Source organism: Campylobacter sp. LMG 7929 (assembly GCF_024723595.1).
In the GTDB taxonomy this organism is placed as follows: domain Bacteria; phylum Campylobacterota; class Campylobacteria; order Campylobacterales; family Campylobacteraceae; genus Campylobacter_D.
Window position 1 is genome coordinate 1 of record NZ_JANQCY010000019.1, and the last position, 18415, is coordinate 18415.

The 18415-nt window shown below is 29.8% G+C and carries 22 protein-coding genes; 14 read left to right on the top strand and 8 right to left on the bottom strand.

Translation table 11 applies throughout. The features are described 5' to 3' along the window. Both CAMP5118_RS07530 and CAMP5118_RS07535 read right to left on the bottom strand, forming a co-directional pair. The coding region (locus tag CAMP5118_RS07530) for a flagellin N-terminal helical domain-containing protein (protein WP_442863237.1) at positions 1-215 on the bottom strand (215 nt) is incomplete at its 3' end. 74 nt (positions 216-289) lie between these two features. Further along, positions 290-2008: a motility associated factor glycosyltransferase family protein gene (locus CAMP5118_RS07535; protein ID WP_337216987.1), complete on the bottom strand. Its 1719-nt coding sequence runs from the start codon at positions 2006-2008 to the stop codon at positions 290-292. A 130-nt stretch (positions 2009-2138) separates the two neighbouring features. On the opposite strand from CAMP5118_RS07535, the gene topA reads away from it, so the two are divergent. The 5 genes from topA to CAMP5118_RS07560 are packed head-to-tail and all read left to right on the top strand — an operon-like array spanning position 2139 to position 7666. Continuing rightward, the gene (topA, locus tag CAMP5118_RS07540) at positions 2139-4223 is read left to right on the top strand and encodes a type I DNA topoisomerase (protein ID WP_442863238.1); all 2085 of its coding nucleotides are present in this window, start codon (positions 2139-2141) and stop codon (positions 4221-4223) included. Continuing rightward, positions 4223-5059, top strand: coding sequence for a biotin synthase (locus CAMP5118_RS07545; RefSeq protein ID WP_263679722.1), 837 nt, complete (start codon positions 4223-4225; stop codon positions 5057-5059). The genes topA and CAMP5118_RS07545 overlap by 1 nt, the downstream gene beginning before the upstream one ends. Further along, complete coding sequence (locus CAMP5118_RS07550) at positions 5040-6218, top strand: sodium/hydrogen exchanger family protein (protein ID WP_052241302.1); 1179 nt, start codon at positions 5040-5042, stop codon at positions 6216-6218. The genes CAMP5118_RS07545 and CAMP5118_RS07550 overlap by 20 nt, the downstream gene beginning before the upstream one ends. Before the next feature lie 39 nt (positions 6219-6257). Continuing rightward, complete coding sequence (locus CAMP5118_RS07555; RefSeq protein WP_263679700.1) at positions 6258-7016, top strand: 3'(2'),5'-bisphosphate nucleotidase CysQ family protein; 759 nt, start codon at positions 6258-6260, stop codon at positions 7014-7016. Further along, positions 7016-7666, top strand: coding sequence for a hypothetical protein (locus tag CAMP5118_RS07560; RefSeq protein WP_337216988.1), 651 nt, complete (start codon positions 7016-7018; stop codon positions 7664-7666). The genes CAMP5118_RS07555 and CAMP5118_RS07560 overlap by 1 nt, the downstream gene beginning before the upstream one ends. Here CAMP5118_RS07560 and CAMP5118_RS07565 read toward each other — a convergent pair. The 3 genes from CAMP5118_RS07565 to CAMP5118_RS07575 are packed head-to-tail and all read right to left on the bottom strand — an operon-like array spanning position 7659 to position 9589. Further along, positions 7659-8435, bottom strand: a complete 777-nt coding sequence (locus tag CAMP5118_RS07565) for a UDP-N-acetylmuramate dehydrogenase (RefSeq protein WP_263679704.1) — start codon at positions 8433-8435, stop codon at positions 7659-7661. The two genes, CAMP5118_RS07560 and CAMP5118_RS07565, sit on opposite strands and share 8 nt — an antisense overlap. Continuing rightward, positions 8432-8698: a flagellar biosynthesis protein FliQ gene (gene fliQ, locus CAMP5118_RS07570; RefSeq protein WP_012660903.1), complete on the bottom strand. Its 267-nt coding sequence runs from the start codon at positions 8696-8698 to the stop codon at positions 8432-8434. Before fliQ ends, CAMP5118_RS07565 begins: the two co-directional genes overlap by 4 nt. Before the next feature lie 27 nt (positions 8699-8725). Continuing rightward, the gene (locus CAMP5118_RS07575) at positions 8726-9589 is read right to left on the bottom strand and encodes a menaquinone biosynthesis family protein (RefSeq protein WP_337216989.1); all 864 of its coding nucleotides are present in this window, start codon (positions 9587-9589) and stop codon (positions 8726-8728) included. Positions 9590-9699: 110 nt separating this feature from the next. On the opposite strand from CAMP5118_RS07575, the gene recA reads away from it, so the two are divergent. From recA to CAMP5118_RS07595, 4 genes are all read left to right on the top strand, one after another. Beyond that, on the top strand, positions 9700-10737 hold the full coding sequence (gene recA, locus CAMP5118_RS07580; protein ID WP_039617275.1) for a recombinase RecA: 1038 nt from the start codon (positions 9700-9702) through the stop codon (positions 10735-10737). Beyond that, positions 10737-11981, top strand: coding sequence for a phosphopyruvate hydratase (gene eno / locus CAMP5118_RS07585; RefSeq protein WP_337216990.1), 1245 nt, complete (start codon positions 10737-10739; stop codon positions 11979-11981). The genes recA and eno overlap by 1 nt, the downstream gene beginning before the upstream one ends. 116 nt (positions 11982-12097) lie before the next feature. Next, on the top strand, positions 12098-12259 hold the full coding sequence (locus CAMP5118_RS07590; RefSeq protein WP_163197158.1) for a hypothetical protein: 162 nt from the start codon (positions 12098-12100) through the stop codon (positions 12257-12259). Next, positions 12249-12932 (top strand): AMIN domain-containing protein, encoded by a 684-nt coding sequence (locus CAMP5118_RS07595; protein ID WP_039667888.1) that lies wholly within the window; start codon positions 12249-12251, stop codon positions 12930-12932. Before CAMP5118_RS07590 ends, CAMP5118_RS07595 begins: the two co-directional genes overlap by 11 nt. Before the next feature lie 14 nt (positions 12933-12946). Here CAMP5118_RS07595 and CAMP5118_RS07600 read toward each other — a convergent pair whose 3' ends face one another. Next, complete coding sequence (locus tag CAMP5118_RS07600; protein WP_263679710.1) at positions 12947-13330, bottom strand: group III truncated hemoglobin; 384 nt, start codon at positions 13328-13330, stop codon at positions 12947-12949. A 108-nt stretch (positions 13331-13438) separates the two neighbouring features. Between CAMP5118_RS07600 and CAMP5118_RS07605 the strand changes: the two genes are divergently transcribed. Further along, complete coding sequence (locus CAMP5118_RS07605) at positions 13439-13915, top strand: cysteine permease (protein WP_263679712.1); 477 nt, start codon at positions 13439-13441, stop codon at positions 13913-13915. Here the strand turns inward: CAMP5118_RS07605 and CAMP5118_RS07610 are convergent. Then, the gene (locus tag CAMP5118_RS07610; RefSeq protein ID WP_337216991.1) at positions 13884-15194 is read right to left on the bottom strand and encodes an MFS transporter; all 1311 of its coding nucleotides are present in this window, start codon (positions 15192-15194) and stop codon (positions 13884-13886) included. The two genes, CAMP5118_RS07605 and CAMP5118_RS07610, sit on opposite strands and share 32 nt — an antisense overlap. Before the next feature lie 2 nt (positions 15195-15196). After that, the gene (locus CAMP5118_RS07615; protein ID WP_039667884.1) at positions 15197-15358 is read right to left on the bottom strand and encodes a highly acidic protein; all 162 of its coding nucleotides are present in this window, start codon (positions 15356-15358) and stop codon (positions 15197-15199) included. 87 nt (positions 15359-15445) lie between these two features. Between CAMP5118_RS07615 and moaC the strand changes: the two genes are divergently transcribed. From moaC to CAMP5118_RS07635, 4 genes are all read left to right on the top strand, one after another. After that, positions 15446-15919: a cyclic pyranopterin monophosphate synthase MoaC gene (moaC, locus tag CAMP5118_RS07620; RefSeq protein WP_337216992.1), complete on the top strand. Its 474-nt coding sequence runs from the start codon at positions 15446-15448 to the stop codon at positions 15917-15919. Beyond that, positions 15897-16160 (top strand): HP0495 family protein, encoded by a 264-nt coding sequence (locus CAMP5118_RS07625; RefSeq protein ID WP_263664263.1) that lies wholly within the window; start codon positions 15897-15899, stop codon positions 16158-16160. The genes moaC and CAMP5118_RS07625 overlap by 23 nt, the downstream gene beginning before the upstream one ends. Positions 16161-16172: 12 nt before the next feature. After that, positions 16173-17297, top strand: coding sequence for a hypothetical protein (locus CAMP5118_RS07630; RefSeq protein ID WP_263679718.1), 1125 nt, complete (start codon positions 16173-16175; stop codon positions 17295-17297). A gap of 50 nt (positions 17298-17347) precedes the next feature. Continuing rightward, the coding region (locus tag CAMP5118_RS07635; protein WP_263708335.1) for a cache domain-containing protein at positions 17348-18415 on the top strand (1068 nt) is incomplete at its 3' end.

Sequence of the window (18415 nt, forward strand, 5' to 3'; positions counted from 1 at the left end):
AAAGCATCATTACCATTGTTAATAGCTTGACCTAAAGTATTAGCTTGAGATCTTAAACTATCTGCAATAGCCATCCCAGAAGCATCATCTGCTGCAGAGTTGATTCTAAGACCTGAACTAAGTCTAGATAAAGAATTGTCTAACGCTCTTGAGTTTAAGTTTGCATTAGCTTGAGCATTTAAAGATGCCACGTTAGTATTTATACGAAATCCCATTTTAAATCCTTTTAAATAAATTCAACCGCTTCCATGCAGTTGTTTAAGCTATATCGAAAATAAAGAAAAAAATTTTATACTTTTAATATATTTTTATATTCATGTATAGAATTTTCCATGTTTTTCAAACTTAATGTTGTAAATTCTAAAAATATTTCTAGAAAATCCATGTATCTTAATAAGGCATTTTGAGGATCTTCATACAAGCAAATATTAAAAAGACTTCTATGGTAAAATAATGACTTATATGTAAAACTTTGCAAAATTTTACTTTCATCAATCATTGTATTAAATTTCAAAACAATATCCATAAAATTTTCGTAAAAATGGTTTTGGGTTTTATTTTGTTTCAAAACATTTAAGATTTTTTGGGCATCTTCGTATAAAGTATTTAATTCAAAATAATCTTTTTGCAAAAGCTCTAGTGATTTTAGTAATATTTTTTTCTGCCTATTAAAACTTAAAATATTAGGCAAAGTATAATCTTTTTTAGTATCTTTTAATAATTCCAACACCTCTTTAAAAGGCTTTTCTATAGTATAGTCTATAAAAGTACCTCCTTCAGTTGCATTGTAAAAACTTACTTGGGGATTTGAAAGAAATAAAACCTCTAAACGCTTTCTAAATTCATCCCATGCTATATGAGTTTTAACAAAACCTTGTTTATTATAAGCTAACACTTTTAATTTTTCTCTATTATCTTCTATAGTTTTAATATCACCAAAACTAAAAACATCTGCATCTGCATGTGAAGCTCCATCTTCACTAAAAGCCAAATCTTGCCCTATTATAATCACGTTAGAAAACCCTAAAGATATAGCAAAATTATAAGCAAAATGAGCTACATTTATACCAATATCTAAATAACCAAAATCATTTAAATTAAATTTTTGCTGATAATCTAAATTTTGCAAAATATAAATTTTTTGTTTTTTATCTTTTAAAATTAATATCAATTCTTTATTTATATTTCCACTAAGTATAAAAATAGGTTCTTTGGGATTTAAAGGTAAATCCTCGTAAAAACACTTACATTTTTCACCTATATCCATCGAAAAAACAAAATCAGGATAAACTTCATTCTTAAGCAAAGTTTTGTAAGTAGCATCCAAAGCAAATATCACATAATCATCTTGATATGTTTTTAAAAGTTCTAGTTGTTTATTCAAAGAAGGTCCTGCACATACCACAATAACACTTTTGTTTTTTCCTTTATTTTCATAAATAAACCTTTGAAATGGGATATTTTGTAAAACCAAAGGTATATTGGATAAAAACTGTCTATAAATTTTAGAATCTGTAGCAAAACTAGTATCAACATTTCTAACTGTTCTTTTTATAATTTCTAAACATTTTTGATACACAAAATCAAACATAGGGCTTTGATCATAAAATTCACTATAAGGCAAAAGCTTAAAAAGCCCTAAATATTCAAAACAATCTTTTTGCGAAAAAAGTAAAAAAAGATATTCTTCTAACCTTTTCTCTTCTACATCACAAAGATATATTTTTCCACTTGAAAGTTCTTGGCTTAAATCCATCTTGTTCAAAACATTAGCAAAAAATTCAGCTTTATCAAAAATAAAAATATGTTTATTAATAAGTTTTTTTAAAAAAAGCCCATCTCCTATACCACAAAAAAATATATTAGGTTTTATTAAGTCATCTTTTGAAGGCACAAAGGGTGTTTGGCTTGGAAAGATGTCGATAAAATCTTCTTTTAAAGATAAAATTTTTTCTTGCAAGGGTTTGTTAGTAAATTCTAAAGCTTGTAAGTTTTTTTGCAAAAACATTTTATATCCTATGAAATTAAATTACAGAAAATTATAACATTAATTGCATTTTACTTAAAAACTCATCTAAGCAAAAAATTTAACTTTTTTTTATACACTTTTACTAATTTTAATCCTCACAAGGAAAATAATGAAAAATTTAATCATTGTAGAATCACCTGCTAAAGCTAAAACCATAGGTAATTTTCTAGGTAAAGACTATGAAGTGATAGCCTCTAAAGGACATATTAGAGATCTACCTAAAACTAGCTTTGGTATAAAAATAGAAGATGAAAATTTTAAACCTGAATATAGAATTTCAAATGATCATTCAAGCTTAGTAAAAGAACTCAAAGAAAAGGCTAAAAAAGCAAAGACCATCTACCTTGCAACCGATGAAGACCGCGAAGGTGAAGCCATAGCTTATCATATAGCTAAGGCTATTAATAAAGATGAAAATTCCCTACCACGCATAGTTTTTCATGAAATTACTAAAAGTGCTATAGAAAATGCTTTAAAAAATCCAAGATCTTTAAGTATAAATAGCGTCAATGCTCAACAAACTAGACGCTTACTTGATCGCATAGTAGGCTATAAACTAAGCCCTTTACTCAATCAAAAAATTCAAAAAGGTCTAAGTGCGGGACGTGTTCAAAGTGCGGCTTTAAAAATCATCGTCGATAGAGAAAGAGAGATCAAAGCTTTTGTTCCTTTAAAATACTTTAGTATAGATATGATTTTTGAAAAAGACTTGCAAGCTGAATTAGTCGAATTTCAAAATCAAAAGATAGAAAAACTAAGTCTAACTAATGAAGATAGAGCCAAACTCATCTTTGAAGCTTGCAAAAATGCTAGTTTTAAAATAAAAGATATAGAAAGCAAAGATAGAAAAATAGCTCCACAAGCACCTTTTATGACCTCAACCCTACAACAAAGTGCGAGCAATCGCCTAGGTTTTAACCCTAAAAAAACCATGATGATAGCTCAAAAACTTTATGAGGGTGTAAAAACACATCAAGGCATTATGGGTGTGATCACTTATATGAGAACTGATAGCTTAAATATCGCAAAAGAAGCCTTAGAAGAAGTAAGAAAACTCATTAAAAGTGATTTTGGCAAAGAGTACTTGCCAAGCAAAGCAAATATTTACACCACTAAAAGCAAAGGCGCCCAAGAAGCACATGAGGCTATAAGACCGACCAATCTTAGTTTTACTCCAAAACTTGCAAGTGAGTTTTTAGAAAAAGATGAAGCAAGATTATATACTTTAATATACAATCGCTTCCTAGCTTCACAAATGAATCCTGCTATCTCTCAAACTCAAAACGTCTATGCAAAATCAAATGAAGCAAGTTTTAAAATAAGTGGTAGAAAAATTTTATTTGATGGGCATTATAAAGTATATGGAGATATGGATAAAGATAAAATTCTACCTAATTTAAAGCTAGAAGATACATTAAACATCCAAAATATAGAATTAAGCTCACATTTTACCGAGCCACCTTCAAGATACTCTGAAGCTGGGCTTGTTAAAAAGCTAGAAAATCTTGGCATAGGACGCCCTTCTACTTATGCTCCAACCATCTCTTTACTTAGTGCAAGAGAATATGTGCATATAGATAAAAAGCAAATCATACCTAATGAAATAGCCTTTGTTGTAACAGAAGTTTTAGAACAAAACTTTAGTGATATAGTAGATAGTGATTTTACTTCTAAAATGGAAGATAAACTTGACATCATTGCAGAAGGCAAAATGGACTGGCAAGAAGTTTTAAGAGAGTTTTATTTTCCTTTTATGAGAAAAATTGATGAGGGTAAAAAAAATATAAAAAGTCAAAAAACTTTTACAAAATTAGATGAAACCTGCCCTGATTGTGGTGGTGAGCTTGCTATAAGAAAAGGAAGATATGGGGAATTTATAGCTTGTTTAAATTTTCCAAAATGTAAATACTCAAGAAATTTAAAACAAGAAACACAAAATGAAGAAAAAAGTGAGAAAAAACTCAACACCATAGGCGTACAATGTCCAAGCTGTCAAGAAGGCGAGATCGTGGAGCGTTTTTCTAAGCGTGGTAAATTTTATGGTTGTAGTGCTTATCCAAAATGCAACTATATAAGCAAATACAAACCAAGTGAAGAAAAATGTAGCGAATGTGGCGAAACTTTAATCATAAAAGAGCTTAAAAAAGGCACATTTTTAGAGTGCTTAAAATGCAAAATCAAAAAGGAAATTTAATGCAAATCATGCTTTGTGCTATATCTAATATAGCAAGTGGAGGGTGCGGGGAGGACTGTAAATACTGCACTCAAAGTGCTCATGTGAAAACCAATATCAATAAATACAAAAGAAAAGATATAAATCAAATTGTTTTAGAAGCAAAAATGGCTAAGAAAAATGAGGCTTTAGGTTTTTGTTTAGTCACAGCAGGAGCTGGACTTGATGATGAAAAACTTGAGTATGTGTGCAAAGTAGCTCATGCAGTGCAAAAAGAAGTAGAAGGACTTTTACTCATAGCTTGTAATGGCATAGCAAATTTAGAACAACTCAAAGAATTAAAAAAAGCAGGAATTTTTTCTTATAATCATAATCTAGAAACTTCCAAAGAATTTTTCCCAAATATTTGCTCTACACATACTTGGGAGCAAAGATTTCAAACTAATCTTTATGCTAAAGAAGCAGGTTTAATGCTTTGCTGTGGTGGAATTTATGGTCTTGGAGAAAGCGAGGCTGATAGAAAAAGTTTTAGAGCAAGTTTAAAAGAGCTTGATCCTTTTTCTTCGCCTATTAATTTTTTCATACCAAATGAAAATTTAAAACTCAAACAAGCTTTACTTGATCCTGATGAGGCGTTAAATATCATCAAAGACACTAAAAAAGACTTACCAAATGCACATATCATGGTAGCAGGTGGTAGAGAAGTAGTGCTAAAAGAAAGGCAATATGAAATTTTTAATGCAGGAGCTAGTGCTATAGTAGTGGGTGATTATCTTACAACTAAAGGCGAAGAACCTAGCAAAGACATACAAAAACTAAAACAAATGGGATTTAACTTTGCTAGCTCATGCCATTGATGCTCAAGCTGCTACGGATTTAAAAATTTTATTAGTCGTAGCAGGATGTTTGCTAACTTCACCTTATATTGCTAAATTTTTAAAACTACCACTTTCAGCTACTGAAATCATGCTTGGTTCTTTTATAGGATTTTTGGGTTTCATAGGAGAAAGTGAGAATTTTAAGCTTTTAGCTAATGCGGGATTTTATTATCTTATGTTTATTGCGGGTATGGAGATTAATCTTAAAACCTTTTTAAACACTGAAAGAAGCTTGCTTAACAAAGCTTTTATCTACATTATACTTTTATATGCTTTTAGTATTTTAGCGGTTGAAAGTATAGATATTTCTTATATTTTTGTCATTATTATACCTGTTATGAGTGTGGGTTTGCTCTCAACGCTTTATAGAGATTTTGGCAAAAACTGTGAGTGGCTTAATGTATCTATGGTGGTAGCCACTTTAGCTGAAGTTGTAAGCATAGTTTTACTTACCATAGCTGCAGCATTTTTGGGAAAAGGAGCCGATCTTTTCTCACTCACTCAAAATTTATTATATTTAGTGGGATTTTTAGCACTTTGTATTTTTGGATTTAAATTTTTAGAAGTACTTTTTTGGTGGTATCCACAGCTTAAAACCATACTCATGCCTTGGCAAGATCAAAACGAAAAAGATATAAGATTTTGTATGGCAATTTTCATAGCCATAGTTGCGATTATGATTTATTTTAAACTTGAAGTTGCACTTGGAGCTTTTATAGCAGGTTCATTTATAGCTACTTTTTTTGATCATAAAAAAGATCTAGAGCATAAACTTTCTAGTTTTGGTTATGGCTTTTTAATCCCTATATTTTTCATCTATATAGGCTCAAGTTTTAAACTCCAAATGCTTTTAAACCCTCAAGTTTTACTCATAGCTTTTTCACTAACTGCCTTTATGATAGGACTAAGAATACTTTGTGCTATGACTTTTGTAAAAATACTTGGTTTAAAAAACACCTTTTTATTTGGCCTAAGCCATTCTATGCCACTAACCTTACTCATCGCAGTAGCTACGCTTTCTTATCAAACTAATATTATCACTCAAGATATATACTCAGGGTTAGTGCTTACTGCTTTACTTGAAGCAATTTTAGCCATTAGCTTAATTAAATTTATCAATAATCTTAGTAGAAAATAATTCTACTAAGTATTTATATAAAATTGCTATACTTTTTTTATGAAAAATTTAGACACACTTTTAGAATTAGCCTTAAAAGCAGGCAAGGAAGCCTCAAAAGTATTGCTTGAATATAAAGACAAAAATACCTTGTGGCTTAAAGATGATGATTCCCCAGTAGGTTTAGCTGATATAAAGTCTAATGAAGTTATTAGTGAGATTTTGGCTTCAAGCGATATAGCTATATGCTCTGAAGAAAATATACTCTCTTATGAAGAAAGAAAAAATTTAGCGTATTTTTGGCTCATAGATCCTCTTGATGGTACTAAATCTTATGCTAAAAAAGATAAAGAATATTGTGTTTTAATCGCATTAATCCATAAAAACACCCCTATACTTTCACTCATAGGCGATGTGGAAAATAATGCATTTTATTATGCACATACTCATACTAAAGTTTATAAAAATAATGAAATTTTAAATCTTAACTTAGAGCAGTACGAAAAGGTTAAAAATATAGCCCTTTACTCTAAAAATCATGACAATAATGAAGATTTTTTCATTCAAAATCATCTTGAAGGTATTAAGGTTTCATCTGCTTTGAAATTTGTATATTTACTTGAAGCAAAAGCTGGAATTTACCCACGTTTTGGTGGCCCAAAAGCTTGGGATATAGCTGCAGGAGATTTTTTAGTTAAACAAAATGGTGGAATTTTATATGATTTTAATAAAAAGGCTTTAGATTATAATAGTTCTGATTTTAAACTTCCAAGTTTTATAGCTTTTGCTAAGAATGAATTTAAATTAAAAGGTTTTTAGTGAGATTTTTTTTAGTATTTTTTTGTTTTTTAAGTGCTATTTATGCTAACTCTTTTGCGAATAAAAAAATCATCAAATTACAAAATAACGATGATTTTAATATCATCAATCTTGAACAAAATATAAATTATGACAAACTCTCACACATTAACACCTTAGCTTTGGTGCCAAGCTATGAAAAAGAATATAATTTTTATTTTTCGAACTTAAAAATCGATGCTAAAACTATGGCAAAAGACACGCTAAAAGCATTAAGTGCTATTTTAAATGAGCAAAATAATTTTGCCTTGCTTAGTCAAAAAGAAAATCAAACTTATATCAATAGTCAAAATATCTTGCAAACAAATAAAAATTTCATCAGTGCAAGTGAGTTTTTAGAATTTAATCGTTTTAAAAAGGCTGATTTTATTATTTTGCTAGATTTAAAAAGCATTCAAGCAAGCCAACAAAATTTCTTGCTTTTTTCCAATTTTGAAGTCAAAGCCGACATAGAATACAAACTTTTTAATGCTAAAACAAAAAAATTAAAAGATCATAAAATTCTTACTATCAATACTCAATTTAGCACAAATGATAAAAACAAATCTTACCAAGAATTAGTCCAAGAAATAGCTAAAATTGTTTATGAAGATATTAAAAATACTATATAATCACCACTTCTTCTTCTAAAATAATCCCAAATTCTTCAAAAACTCTTTTTTTAGCAAGCTCTATCAAAAACATAGCATCCTCAAAACTAGCATGTTTTTTATTGATTAAAAAATTTGCATGTTCATTACTAAACATCGCATCATTTTTACTAAAACCCTTAAGATTAACTGCTTCTATCAACCTTCCTGCATGATCGTTTTTAGGATTTTTAAAAATAGAACCAAAACTAGCACCTTTGGGTTGATTTTTTCTTGCATTTTTTAAAAGCTCATCTTTAACTGGGTCAAATCCATATTCTAAAAAAAACTTCGCGCTAAACATCACTTCTTTAATAGGATTAAACCTATAAGCAAAAGCGATGTTTTGTTTTAAAATTTCTTGATTAAAAGTGCAAATACTAATTAAGTTTTTACTAATATCCTCATCTTTTAATCCTGCATTCATTTTTAAAATACCACCTAAAGTCCCTGGGATATTTCTTAAAAACTCAAAGCCTTTTAGGTTATTTTCTTTAGCAAAATGATACATTTTAAAAGATTTCACGCTAGAGCCTATCTCTAAAAACATACCTTTTTCATTTTGCTCTAAAATTTTAATATAATCAAAACTTTTCCCTAAAATTCCAAGTTTTTTAGGCTTTGGAGAAATTAAAAGATTATTTGCCCCACCTATTAAAAAACCATCAAATTCGCAAGGCTCTTCAAGTATTTGTACTTCAAAGCTCTCGCCTATACGCACAGAAGAATACTTAGAAAAATCAATAATCATCTAATAAAGCTTGGAATTTGATTTAAAATATTAGTTGTAAAATCAATCATAGAACTTATCATCCAAGGCATTAAAAATACTATTACCACAACAACAAGTAAAATTTTTGGCACAAAAGAAAGCGTGGCTTCGTTAATTTGCGTTACAGCTTGAAAAATACTTATAATAAGCCCTGCAATAAGCCCTGCTAAAAGCATAGGTAAAGAAAGCATAAGTGTGATTTTAAAAGTTTGTACACCCAAGGCTACTAAAGTACTTTCCATATTTACTCCTTAAAAATTTAAATTCTATCAAGAATTTCTAAATTCTTCATACTCGCTAGGGATAAGATAGTCTTTGCTTTTTATTAACTTCTCATAAAATCCATGATTAAACCCAAGCTCAAAAAGCTTATCTATAGCATTGTATTGCTTATCATTCATATTTATAGAGTTTTTATTTGCATATAAATTTAAATACACATCAAGTTTTTGGGCATCTACGCGTATTAAATTACGCTCTAAAAGCATAGAAGCTAAGATTTTTCTATTATGATCAGCTACTTCTACTGCTTTAATCAAATCTTTTTCAACCGCTATAGCATCATTTATCGGTAAAGATCTTCTAAGAGCCATACCACCCAAAGGTAAAGGTAAATCATTTTTGGCTAATTCTTGCCAAATATCCCAAAGTTCAGCCTCAACACACAAACTAGAATCAAATTCTAAAATACTCTCATGTATAAGCACTCCAGCATCTACTTCACCTTCTAAAACAGCCTTTTCAATCTCTAAAAAATTCTTATAAACTATTCTAGCTTGTGGGTATTTTATGCGAAAGATTAAAGCATTGGTAGTGTGTGCTCCACTTAAAGCAACTTTAAATTTTGGCTTTAATTTTTTATCTTTTTTCTTAATAAGCTTTGGCCCATAACCCTCGCCAAAACTCACAGCAGTTTTTAATAAAGCATATTCACTAGCTATTAAAGGATAAAGCGCAAAAGATATCGCACTAACATCGTATATATTTTCTAATGCAAGTTCATTTAAAGTTTGTATATCTAAAGCTGTATTTTCATACTCATAAGCATTTCTAACCCAACCAAATTTAATCGCCATATACATAAAAATATCATCAGCATCAGGAGAGTGTGCTACGCTAATTTTTTTATTCATTTTTTTCCTTGAAAAATTTAAAAAAGTATTTTAGCAAAATTCAAAATAAAAACTTATATTAAATTTCTTTTTGATACAATTTTAAACATATTATAAAAGGATTAACAAGCATGGATGATAATAAAAGAAAATCACTTGATGCAGCTTTAAAAAGTCTTGATAAAACCTTTGGAAAAGGTACCATTTTAAGGCTTGGCGATAAAGAAGTTGAAAAAATTGATTCTATTCCTACAGGTTCGGTTGGACTTGATTTGGCTTTAGGAATTGGTGGGGTTCCAAAAGGAAGAATTATAGAAATTTATGGGCCTGAAAGTTCAGGTAAAACTACACTTACCTTACACATCATAGCAGAATGTCAAAAAAAAGGTGGAGTTTGTGCATTTATTGATGCTGAGCACGCTCTTGATGTAAGATATGCAAAAAATTTAGGTGTTGATACAGAAAATCTTTACATCTCTCAACCAGATTTTGGAGAACAAGCCTTAGAAATCGTTGAAACCATAGCAAGAAGTGGAGCCATTGATCTAATAGTAGTAGATAGCGTTGCTGCACTTACTCCAAAAGCAGAAATCGAAGGTGATATGGGAGATCAGCATGTAGGTCTTCAAGCAAGATTAATGAGCCAAGCTTTAAGAAAATTAACCGGTATCGTTCATAAAATGAATACTACTGTAATTTTCATCAACCAAATTCGTATGAAAATAGGTATGATGGGCTATGGCACTCCTGAAACTACTACTGGCGGAAATGCTTTAAAATTTTATGCTTCGGTTCGTTTAGATGTACGAAAAACAGCTACTTTAAAACAAAATGATGAGCCTATTGGAAACCGTGTTAAGGTAAAAGTGGCTAAAAATAAAGTAGCCCCTCCTTTTAAACAGGCTGAATTTGATGTGATGTTTGGCGAGGGTGTAAGCCGTGAGGGCGAGCTAATAGACTATGGTGTAAAACTTGATATTATTGATAAAAGTGGTGCGTGGTTTTCTTACAAGGCTTCTAAACTTGGCCAAGGTAGAGAAAATGCCAAAGCATTTTTAAAAGAAAATCCAGCTATTGCAGATGAAATCACTCAAGCCATACAAAATTCAATCGGTATAGATAGTATGATTTTGGGTGCAAAAGAAGACGATGAAGAAGGAGAGGAATAATGTTGATTATTGAAGATTTAAGAGCTTTTGAAGTTTTAGATAGTAGAGGCAATCCTACCATTAAAGCCGAAATCATGCTAAGCGATGGTAGTGTAGGAAGCGCTATCGTTCCAAGTGGTGCAAGCACGGGAAAAAAAGAAGCTTTAGAACTAAGAGATAATGATGAAAGATTTGGTGGTAAAGGTGTTTTAAAAGCGATTGAAAACATCAATGGCACCATAGCTGAAAACATTATAGGGCTTGATGCATTTAATCAAACCCAACTAGATAATACTCTTTTAGAGCTTGATGGGACAAAAAACTACTCTAACCTAGGAGCAAATGCAACCTTAGGAATTTCTATGGCAACAGCACGTGCTGCCGCTAATGCACTAGGTGTACCTTTATATCGCTATTTAGGTGGGGCAAATGCAAGTGTATTACCCGTACCAATGTGTAATATCATCAACGGTGGTGCACATGCAAACAATAGCGTAGATTTTCAAGAATTTATGATTATGCCTTTTGGTTTTTCAAGCTTTAAAGAAGGATTAAGATCAGTTTGTGAAATTTATGCAGTATTGAAAAAAGAATTAGCTAATCTGGGTCACTCTACCGCTTTAGGTGATGAGGGCGGTTTTGCACCAAATTTAGCAAATAATACAGAGCCTCTTGATCTTTTAATGACTTGTATTAAAAAGGCAGGCTATGAAAATAAAATTAAACTTGCACTAGATGTAGCAAGTAGTGAACTTTATAAAGATGGTAAATACCATTTAGAGGGTAAAGTTTTCTCAAGTGAAGACTTAATCGCGCGTTATGAAGAATTATGTGCAAAATATCCAATTTTTAGTATTGAAGATGGTTTAGCTGAAGATGATTATGAAGGTTGGATTAAACTTACTCAAAAGCTTGGTAGCAAAGTTCAGCTTGTAGGTGATGATTTGTTTGTAACTAATGAAGATATTTTAAGAGAAGGTATCATGAAAAATATGGCAAATGCTGTATTGATTAAGCCTAATCAAATTGGAACAATCACTCAAACTATGAGAACAGTAAGATTAGCTCATAGAAATAATTACAGATGTATTATGAGCCATAGAAGTGGCGAAAGCGAAGATGCTTTTATAGCTGATTTTGCAGTAGCACTTAATACAGGACAAATCAAAACAGGAGCTCTAGCAAGAGGTGAAAGAACTGCTAAATACAATCGCTTATTAGAAATTGAACTTGATAATGATGAGTACTTAGGAGATAAACTCTGAGCGATTTATTAAAAGAGTATGATGAGCATTCTAAAAAAAAGGAAGCTCATCGCCAACTCATCAAAACCATTGCATTATCATTTGTAGCTATTATTGTTGCTATGTATTTTGGTAATATGTTTTTTGGTAAATCTTCTCTAGATGTGCTACTAACACTTAAAGAAGAGCAAAAAATTTTAGAAAAAAATATAATGACTTTAAAAGCTAAAAATGCTCAAGCTCAAAAAGAATATTTGCAACTTTTAAGACTTAAGGGAGAAAATTCGCATGAGAATTAAATTTTTTATATTGTTTTTACTTTCTTGTGTATTTTTAAATGCAAAAGATAATCCTTTTGATAATAACATAGAGCAAAAAAATACCGAATTTGCAAAACTTAGTCCTTTCCAAAGGCAAGATTTTAACTTTAACTCTGATGCGAGAATTTTAAAAAATATTACCATCACTTACATTAACCTTGATGGTTCTGAAGAACAAACCACTCTGGATATATACAAAAGTATTAACTGGCATGATACCTACTCATTTATAAAAACTAAAAGTCCAAATGCCACGCCTATACTTGATGTATCTGTAACCGTGCCACAAAAACAAGGAAATAAAAACTCAAAAACAGAAGAAAATAACACTACTTTAAACATAGAAACACCACTTTTTAGCGGAAATATTTATAATTTTATTTCTCTTGGTTTTTACAATAACAAAATTAATATCAAAACCCAAGATAAAATACTAAGACATCTTTCTATAGGAGATCCTACTAAAATTATTATAGATTTTGCTAAAAAACAAAATTTTAACACCAAAACACTGCAAGTTAATACAGCACAAGTTAGAAAAGTTGTATTTGGTTCACATAAAGGGTATTATCGTTTGGTAATATATCTTGATGGAAAATACAGTTATAAATATTCACATAGTGAAAACTTACATACATTTAACTATCGCTAAGAGTTTTTAAACTCTTAAGCAAATCTATGATCATAAATAATCATTTGAAATCTTTGGGCTATCATTCTAGCTCTTTCTATAATGATATTTCTTGGTTCATCTTCAAAAACTTCTTGCAAACTCTCATCAAATAAATTAAGCCAAATATCAAAAAATTCTCTTGGAAATGGAGGCAATTCATGATGAGCTCTCAAAGGTGAACCACTATAACTTGGATCAGCTAAAAACATCCCTGCCCAAAAACTTGCTATTTTTTCTTTATGTTTTTTCCAACTCTCATCATCTGTGCCGATTTTTTCATTAAAAATAGGTCCTAAATCTTTATCCACTCTAACCTTTGCATAAAAAATATCCATAAGTTTTTTTATACCCTCATGATTAATAGTTTCAAATTTCATGCTTTTCCTTAAAAATAATTTTTACTTATTGTATTAAATTTAGAAATTAAAAATATAAACAAAAGTCAATTTTTAGTATAATTTTAAAAATAAAACTAAAGAAAAACTATGACTTATACTATTTTACCACCCAATCAATTCTTAGATGATTATGTCTTAAATGTGCAATTACATCAATTAGCAAATATCTCTAAAAACGCTTATAAATTTTGGAAAAACGCTCAAGCAGCACGCTATCAAGGTACAAGAGTGGTATTTTTAAACAAAAAAAGTATTTTAAAAAAACACCAACACCTTATACAAAAATGTGAAAATTTAAGTGGCTATGTGTTAGCAAGTGCTTTTTGCTCATTTACAACCCTAGCTCCATCCCATTTAGTAGAAAAAAATAATTCTCAAATTTATAAAATCTTAGATATAAAAGAAGTGTGTGGGGTTAAATTTGTAAATTTAAAGGCATTTTACGATCTTTTAAAGCTAGATTATAATTATAATATTTACATCGAAAAATGCCATTTTTTTAGTCCCACTCCTTTGGAAAAGCGTATTAAAATCACTGAGAGTATGTGCGTTGGGTATTACTAAGATATTTAAACATCAAAGCACAAATAAGTGAGATTATAGCCATAGCTAACATATAAAATCCTAAAGAAAAACGAGCGATATTTTCTAAATTTGCTAAAGCAATGGTGTGTAAAAATAGAGCAAGTTGTGGGGTAAACCCACCAGCTATTGCATAAGCTATATTATATGAAAAACTAAGTCCCGAAAATTTAATCTTAGCATCAAATACTTCACTCATCATTAAAGGGCAAAAATTCATCACTCCAGCAAAAAAACAAGCACTCAAATAATACACACTCACTGTATTAAAATCAGGTGTTTTAGTATAAAGAGCATTAAAATAAAACAAGCAAGTTAAGAAAAATCCTAATGAAAAAATCACACAAGCTTTTACTATACCTATTTTATCAGCCAAAATTCCACTTAATATACAACCAGTTACAAGCACAACTATACCAAGCATTTGCATATAAGTTTGAACGCTTGCATCAATACTTAACATTTTTGCCATAAAAGAAGGTATGATTAAAATCATCACAACAATGCAAGCAGTTAAAACCCAAGTTATCAACATAGAAAGCACAACACCTAGCTTAGCCTTTTTAAACACTTCTTTTAAAGGGAATTTTTCTAAGGCTTTGTCTTTTTTCATTTGTTCAAAAACAGGAGTTTCTCTTAAAAATTTACGCAAATAAGCAGAAATGATCCCAAAAATTCCTCCCAAGAAAAATGGAATTCTCCATGCCCACCCATAAAGCTCTTCTTGCGTGAAAAGTTTATTCATCATCAAAAACACAAAACTACCAAGTAAAATTCCACCTACCACAGAAGCTGTTAAAATTCCAAGATAAGTGCATTTTTGATCCTTTGGAGCATGCTCAAATACAAAAACCCAAGCACCAGGTAATTCCCCACCTATAGCTATACCTTGACAAATCCTTACAAATACTAAAAATACTATACATAAATACCCTATACTTTCATAAGTAGGTATAAAAGCAAGCATAAAAGTTGGCACAACCATCAGCAAAATACTAAGCATAAACATTTTCTTACGGCCAAATTTATCGCCAAAATGAGCCATAACTATACCACCAAGTGGTCTAGCTAAATATCCTGCAGCAAAAATCCCATAAGTATTAAACATTTGCCAAAATGGGCTTAAATTTTCAGGAAAGAAATTTTTAGAAATATAACTTGCAAAAAATACAAAAATGATAAAATCATAAAATTCTAAAGTCCCTCCCAAAGAAGAAAGACCTAAAACTTTTATATCTTTTTTACTAAGATTTTTACTCACTCTTAATCCATCTCATAAGTATCATCATCACTATAATCATCATCGTATTCATAATCATCATCATCGTAATTATACGATCTTTGATTATTTACATAAGTATCATCATCTGTTTCATCATACATTTCATCATCGTAATTTTCAAATTCTTCATCATCATAAGCCATTATAAATCCTTTAAAATTTTTTAGTAGTATTTTAATATAAAAATATACATTTTGGTATAATTTTTCAAACTTTACTTAAGGAAAAATATGAATTTAACGCATTTAGATGAAAAAAATCATCCCAAAATGGTAGATGTAAGTCAAAAAGATATCACCCAAAGAGAAGCTTGTGCAAGCGGTAAAATATACATGAGTAAAGAAGCATTTGAAGCTATCATTGAAAATAAAGCTAAAAAAGGACCTGTTTTGCAAACTGCCATCACAGCAGCCATCATGGGAGCTAAACAAACTTCAAATCTCATTCCAATGTGCCATCCTTTAATGATTTCAAAAGTACAAACCCATATAGAAGAAAACAAAGAAGAATGTTCTTTTAAACTTTTTGCAACCGTAAAATGCGAAGGAAAAACCGGAGTTGAAATGGAAAGCTTAACTGCTGTTAGCATTGGGCTTTTAACTATTTATGATATGGTTAAGGCTATTGATAAGAGTATGCAAATTACTAATATAGTTTTAGAAAGTAAAGAAGGAGGAAAAAGTGGTAAATATCTGCGATCTTAAAAAAGAACCTATTATAAATTACCCTACTTTTTGGGATTATAAAGTCGTTTTTGAAGCTGGGGTTGATGCTTTAGAAATTTTTACCCAAATACTAAATGAAAGAGAATTTAAATACAAAATCTCAAATACTAGCAAACAAGGAACATACAAAAGCTATCTTTTAAGTGTTTATGTAGATAGCAAAAGTGACCGTTTAAATATTTTTAATCAATTAAAAAGTAAAGCCAAATTTGTACTATAAAAAGGAAAAACTATGAAAAATTTAGCCATTATTTTTGAAAATTCTCTCTTAGCTTGTGAAAAAAACGAAATTCCAAACTTAATTAGCGAGCTTGTTTTTAGTCTAAGTTATAAAAAAATTAGTTTTGAAAATACTAGCAATGAAGAACTTTTTGCCATATTTTCTAAGGTATTAGAAAAACTTGAACTTATAAATGAAGAAAATATTTCTAGAATAATCCAAGGTATCATCAAAGCTAGAGTGGAAGAGGATAAAAAAGCATTTTTTGCTTATATTAATGAATATGGCAAATTAAAAGTAAAAATCGAAGAACAAAAAAACACCATTAAGCATAAAATTTGTGATAATTTTTTTGACTTAGAAAAAACCTTAAAGGATTTGAATTTAAATGAATTTAATATAAGCATTAATGACGCTATGCTTTATGATATAGAAATACTAGGTCTTTTAAAAGAAACTGCCGAAAGTGCTTTTATCACAACCTTAGAAAAAGGAGAAAATATAGAAATTACTTCTTGTGAGATTGCCAAAAATTTAGTCTTTAATGCAATTTGTGAAGGAAGTTTTGAAAAGGAAAGAATTTTAAAAATCTCCCAAGTAGTTTTAAATGCAGCTTTTGAACTTGCTAATGAATCACAAGCCTTTGCTTATGATTTATGCATTGGAAGTATTTATGGAACGCAAGAAGGAATTTCTTTAGCGATTGAAAAATTTAAATCAAGCTTTGCATATAGTGCCTTAGAATATGATTTAAAAAACAAAGAAAAAGAACTCATAGATATAGAACAAGAATTTATTCAAATGCTTAAAAAAATATCATCAGAACTTGACAATCCCGTAAAAGATATACTCAAAGATTTATTAGAAAATAAATTTGACACTTTATTTGCTAAATTTAAACGTCTCATACAAGAAAATAGAGAACAAATCCTTATTAAAATAAATGAAATGAAACAAAATCCAAAAATTGACGACTTTAGCAAGCTAGCACAAAATAAACTTAACATTCTAGCCAAAGAGCTAAGTGAGCTTGAAAAACTTGCTAGTCATAAATATAAAAGTTTAGATAAAAATAATGCAAAAGAATTAGGAGTAAGATTGTGGGAAAAAATTAACAAACTAATAAAAAAATATTAAGAAACAAAAGTTACCATTTTATCAAATACATCAGATGAAAGAGGTAACTAATGTTTAAAAATTTTAATTTAACTACAAAAATGATTTTAATTTTATCTTCTGTAATATTTATTGGCATAGGAATTTTATCTGTAACGATAATCTCAAAAAGCCAAGAAATGCTTAATGATGAAGCTCATAAACTTTTATTAAGTAGCGCCAATAGATACTCAAATGGGATTCAAGCAATTACCCAAAACGCATATTCAACACTAGAAACAGCGCAAGGCGTTATTAAAAATTTTGCAAATAAAGATAATAACTTAGATATAGAAGATCTTAAAATTTTAATAAGCAGTATGCTAGATTCAAATTCTTGGACTTATTTTGCATATATTCATCTTAACCAATACCACGGCAATAATCCTTTAAATCTTACTCCATCAGGAAAGTTTTTATTATTAGCAAAAGATGAAAATCCGCAACAAAAAGGATCAATTAAATTCATCCAAGCTGAAGAAGTAATCTTGCAACAAAATTCTCTCATAAAAGCTTTACAAACCAAGCAACCTGCCGTCGGAAGACCTAGAGATTATTCTATAAATGGAGAAAAATTATACTTAGTAAACATTGTTTTACCAATTTTTGGAAAGAATAACGAAACAATTGGTGCAATAGGCATGCTTGTGCGCATTGATTTATTGAGAGAAGAATTAAATGATCCAAATAAGAGTTTATTTGCAAATGACCAACGTTTATTGATTTCAAGTGATGGTTTAATCATATCTAGTCCAAAAGCAGAATATGTTGGAAAAATCATCACAGAAATTAATCCTCATCCTAGTGCAAAAACAATACTAGACATGCAAAGCACCAAAACCAATGGTTTATTTACTTTTATACCTGCTTCTACAAATGAAGAAAATTTAGCCCAGCTTGTAAATTTTGATCTTTGGGAGGGCTCTAATGATCATTGGAGTGTTGTAACTATAGCACCAAAAAAATCAGTGGAAAAGCCTGCTGATTCTTTAGCATTTATTATATTTGCAATTTCTGCAATTGTGCTTTTTATTATTATTAGTGTGATTTATTTTTATGTTAAAAAAAGTGTTGTTGGAACAATTCATAAACTTCAAATC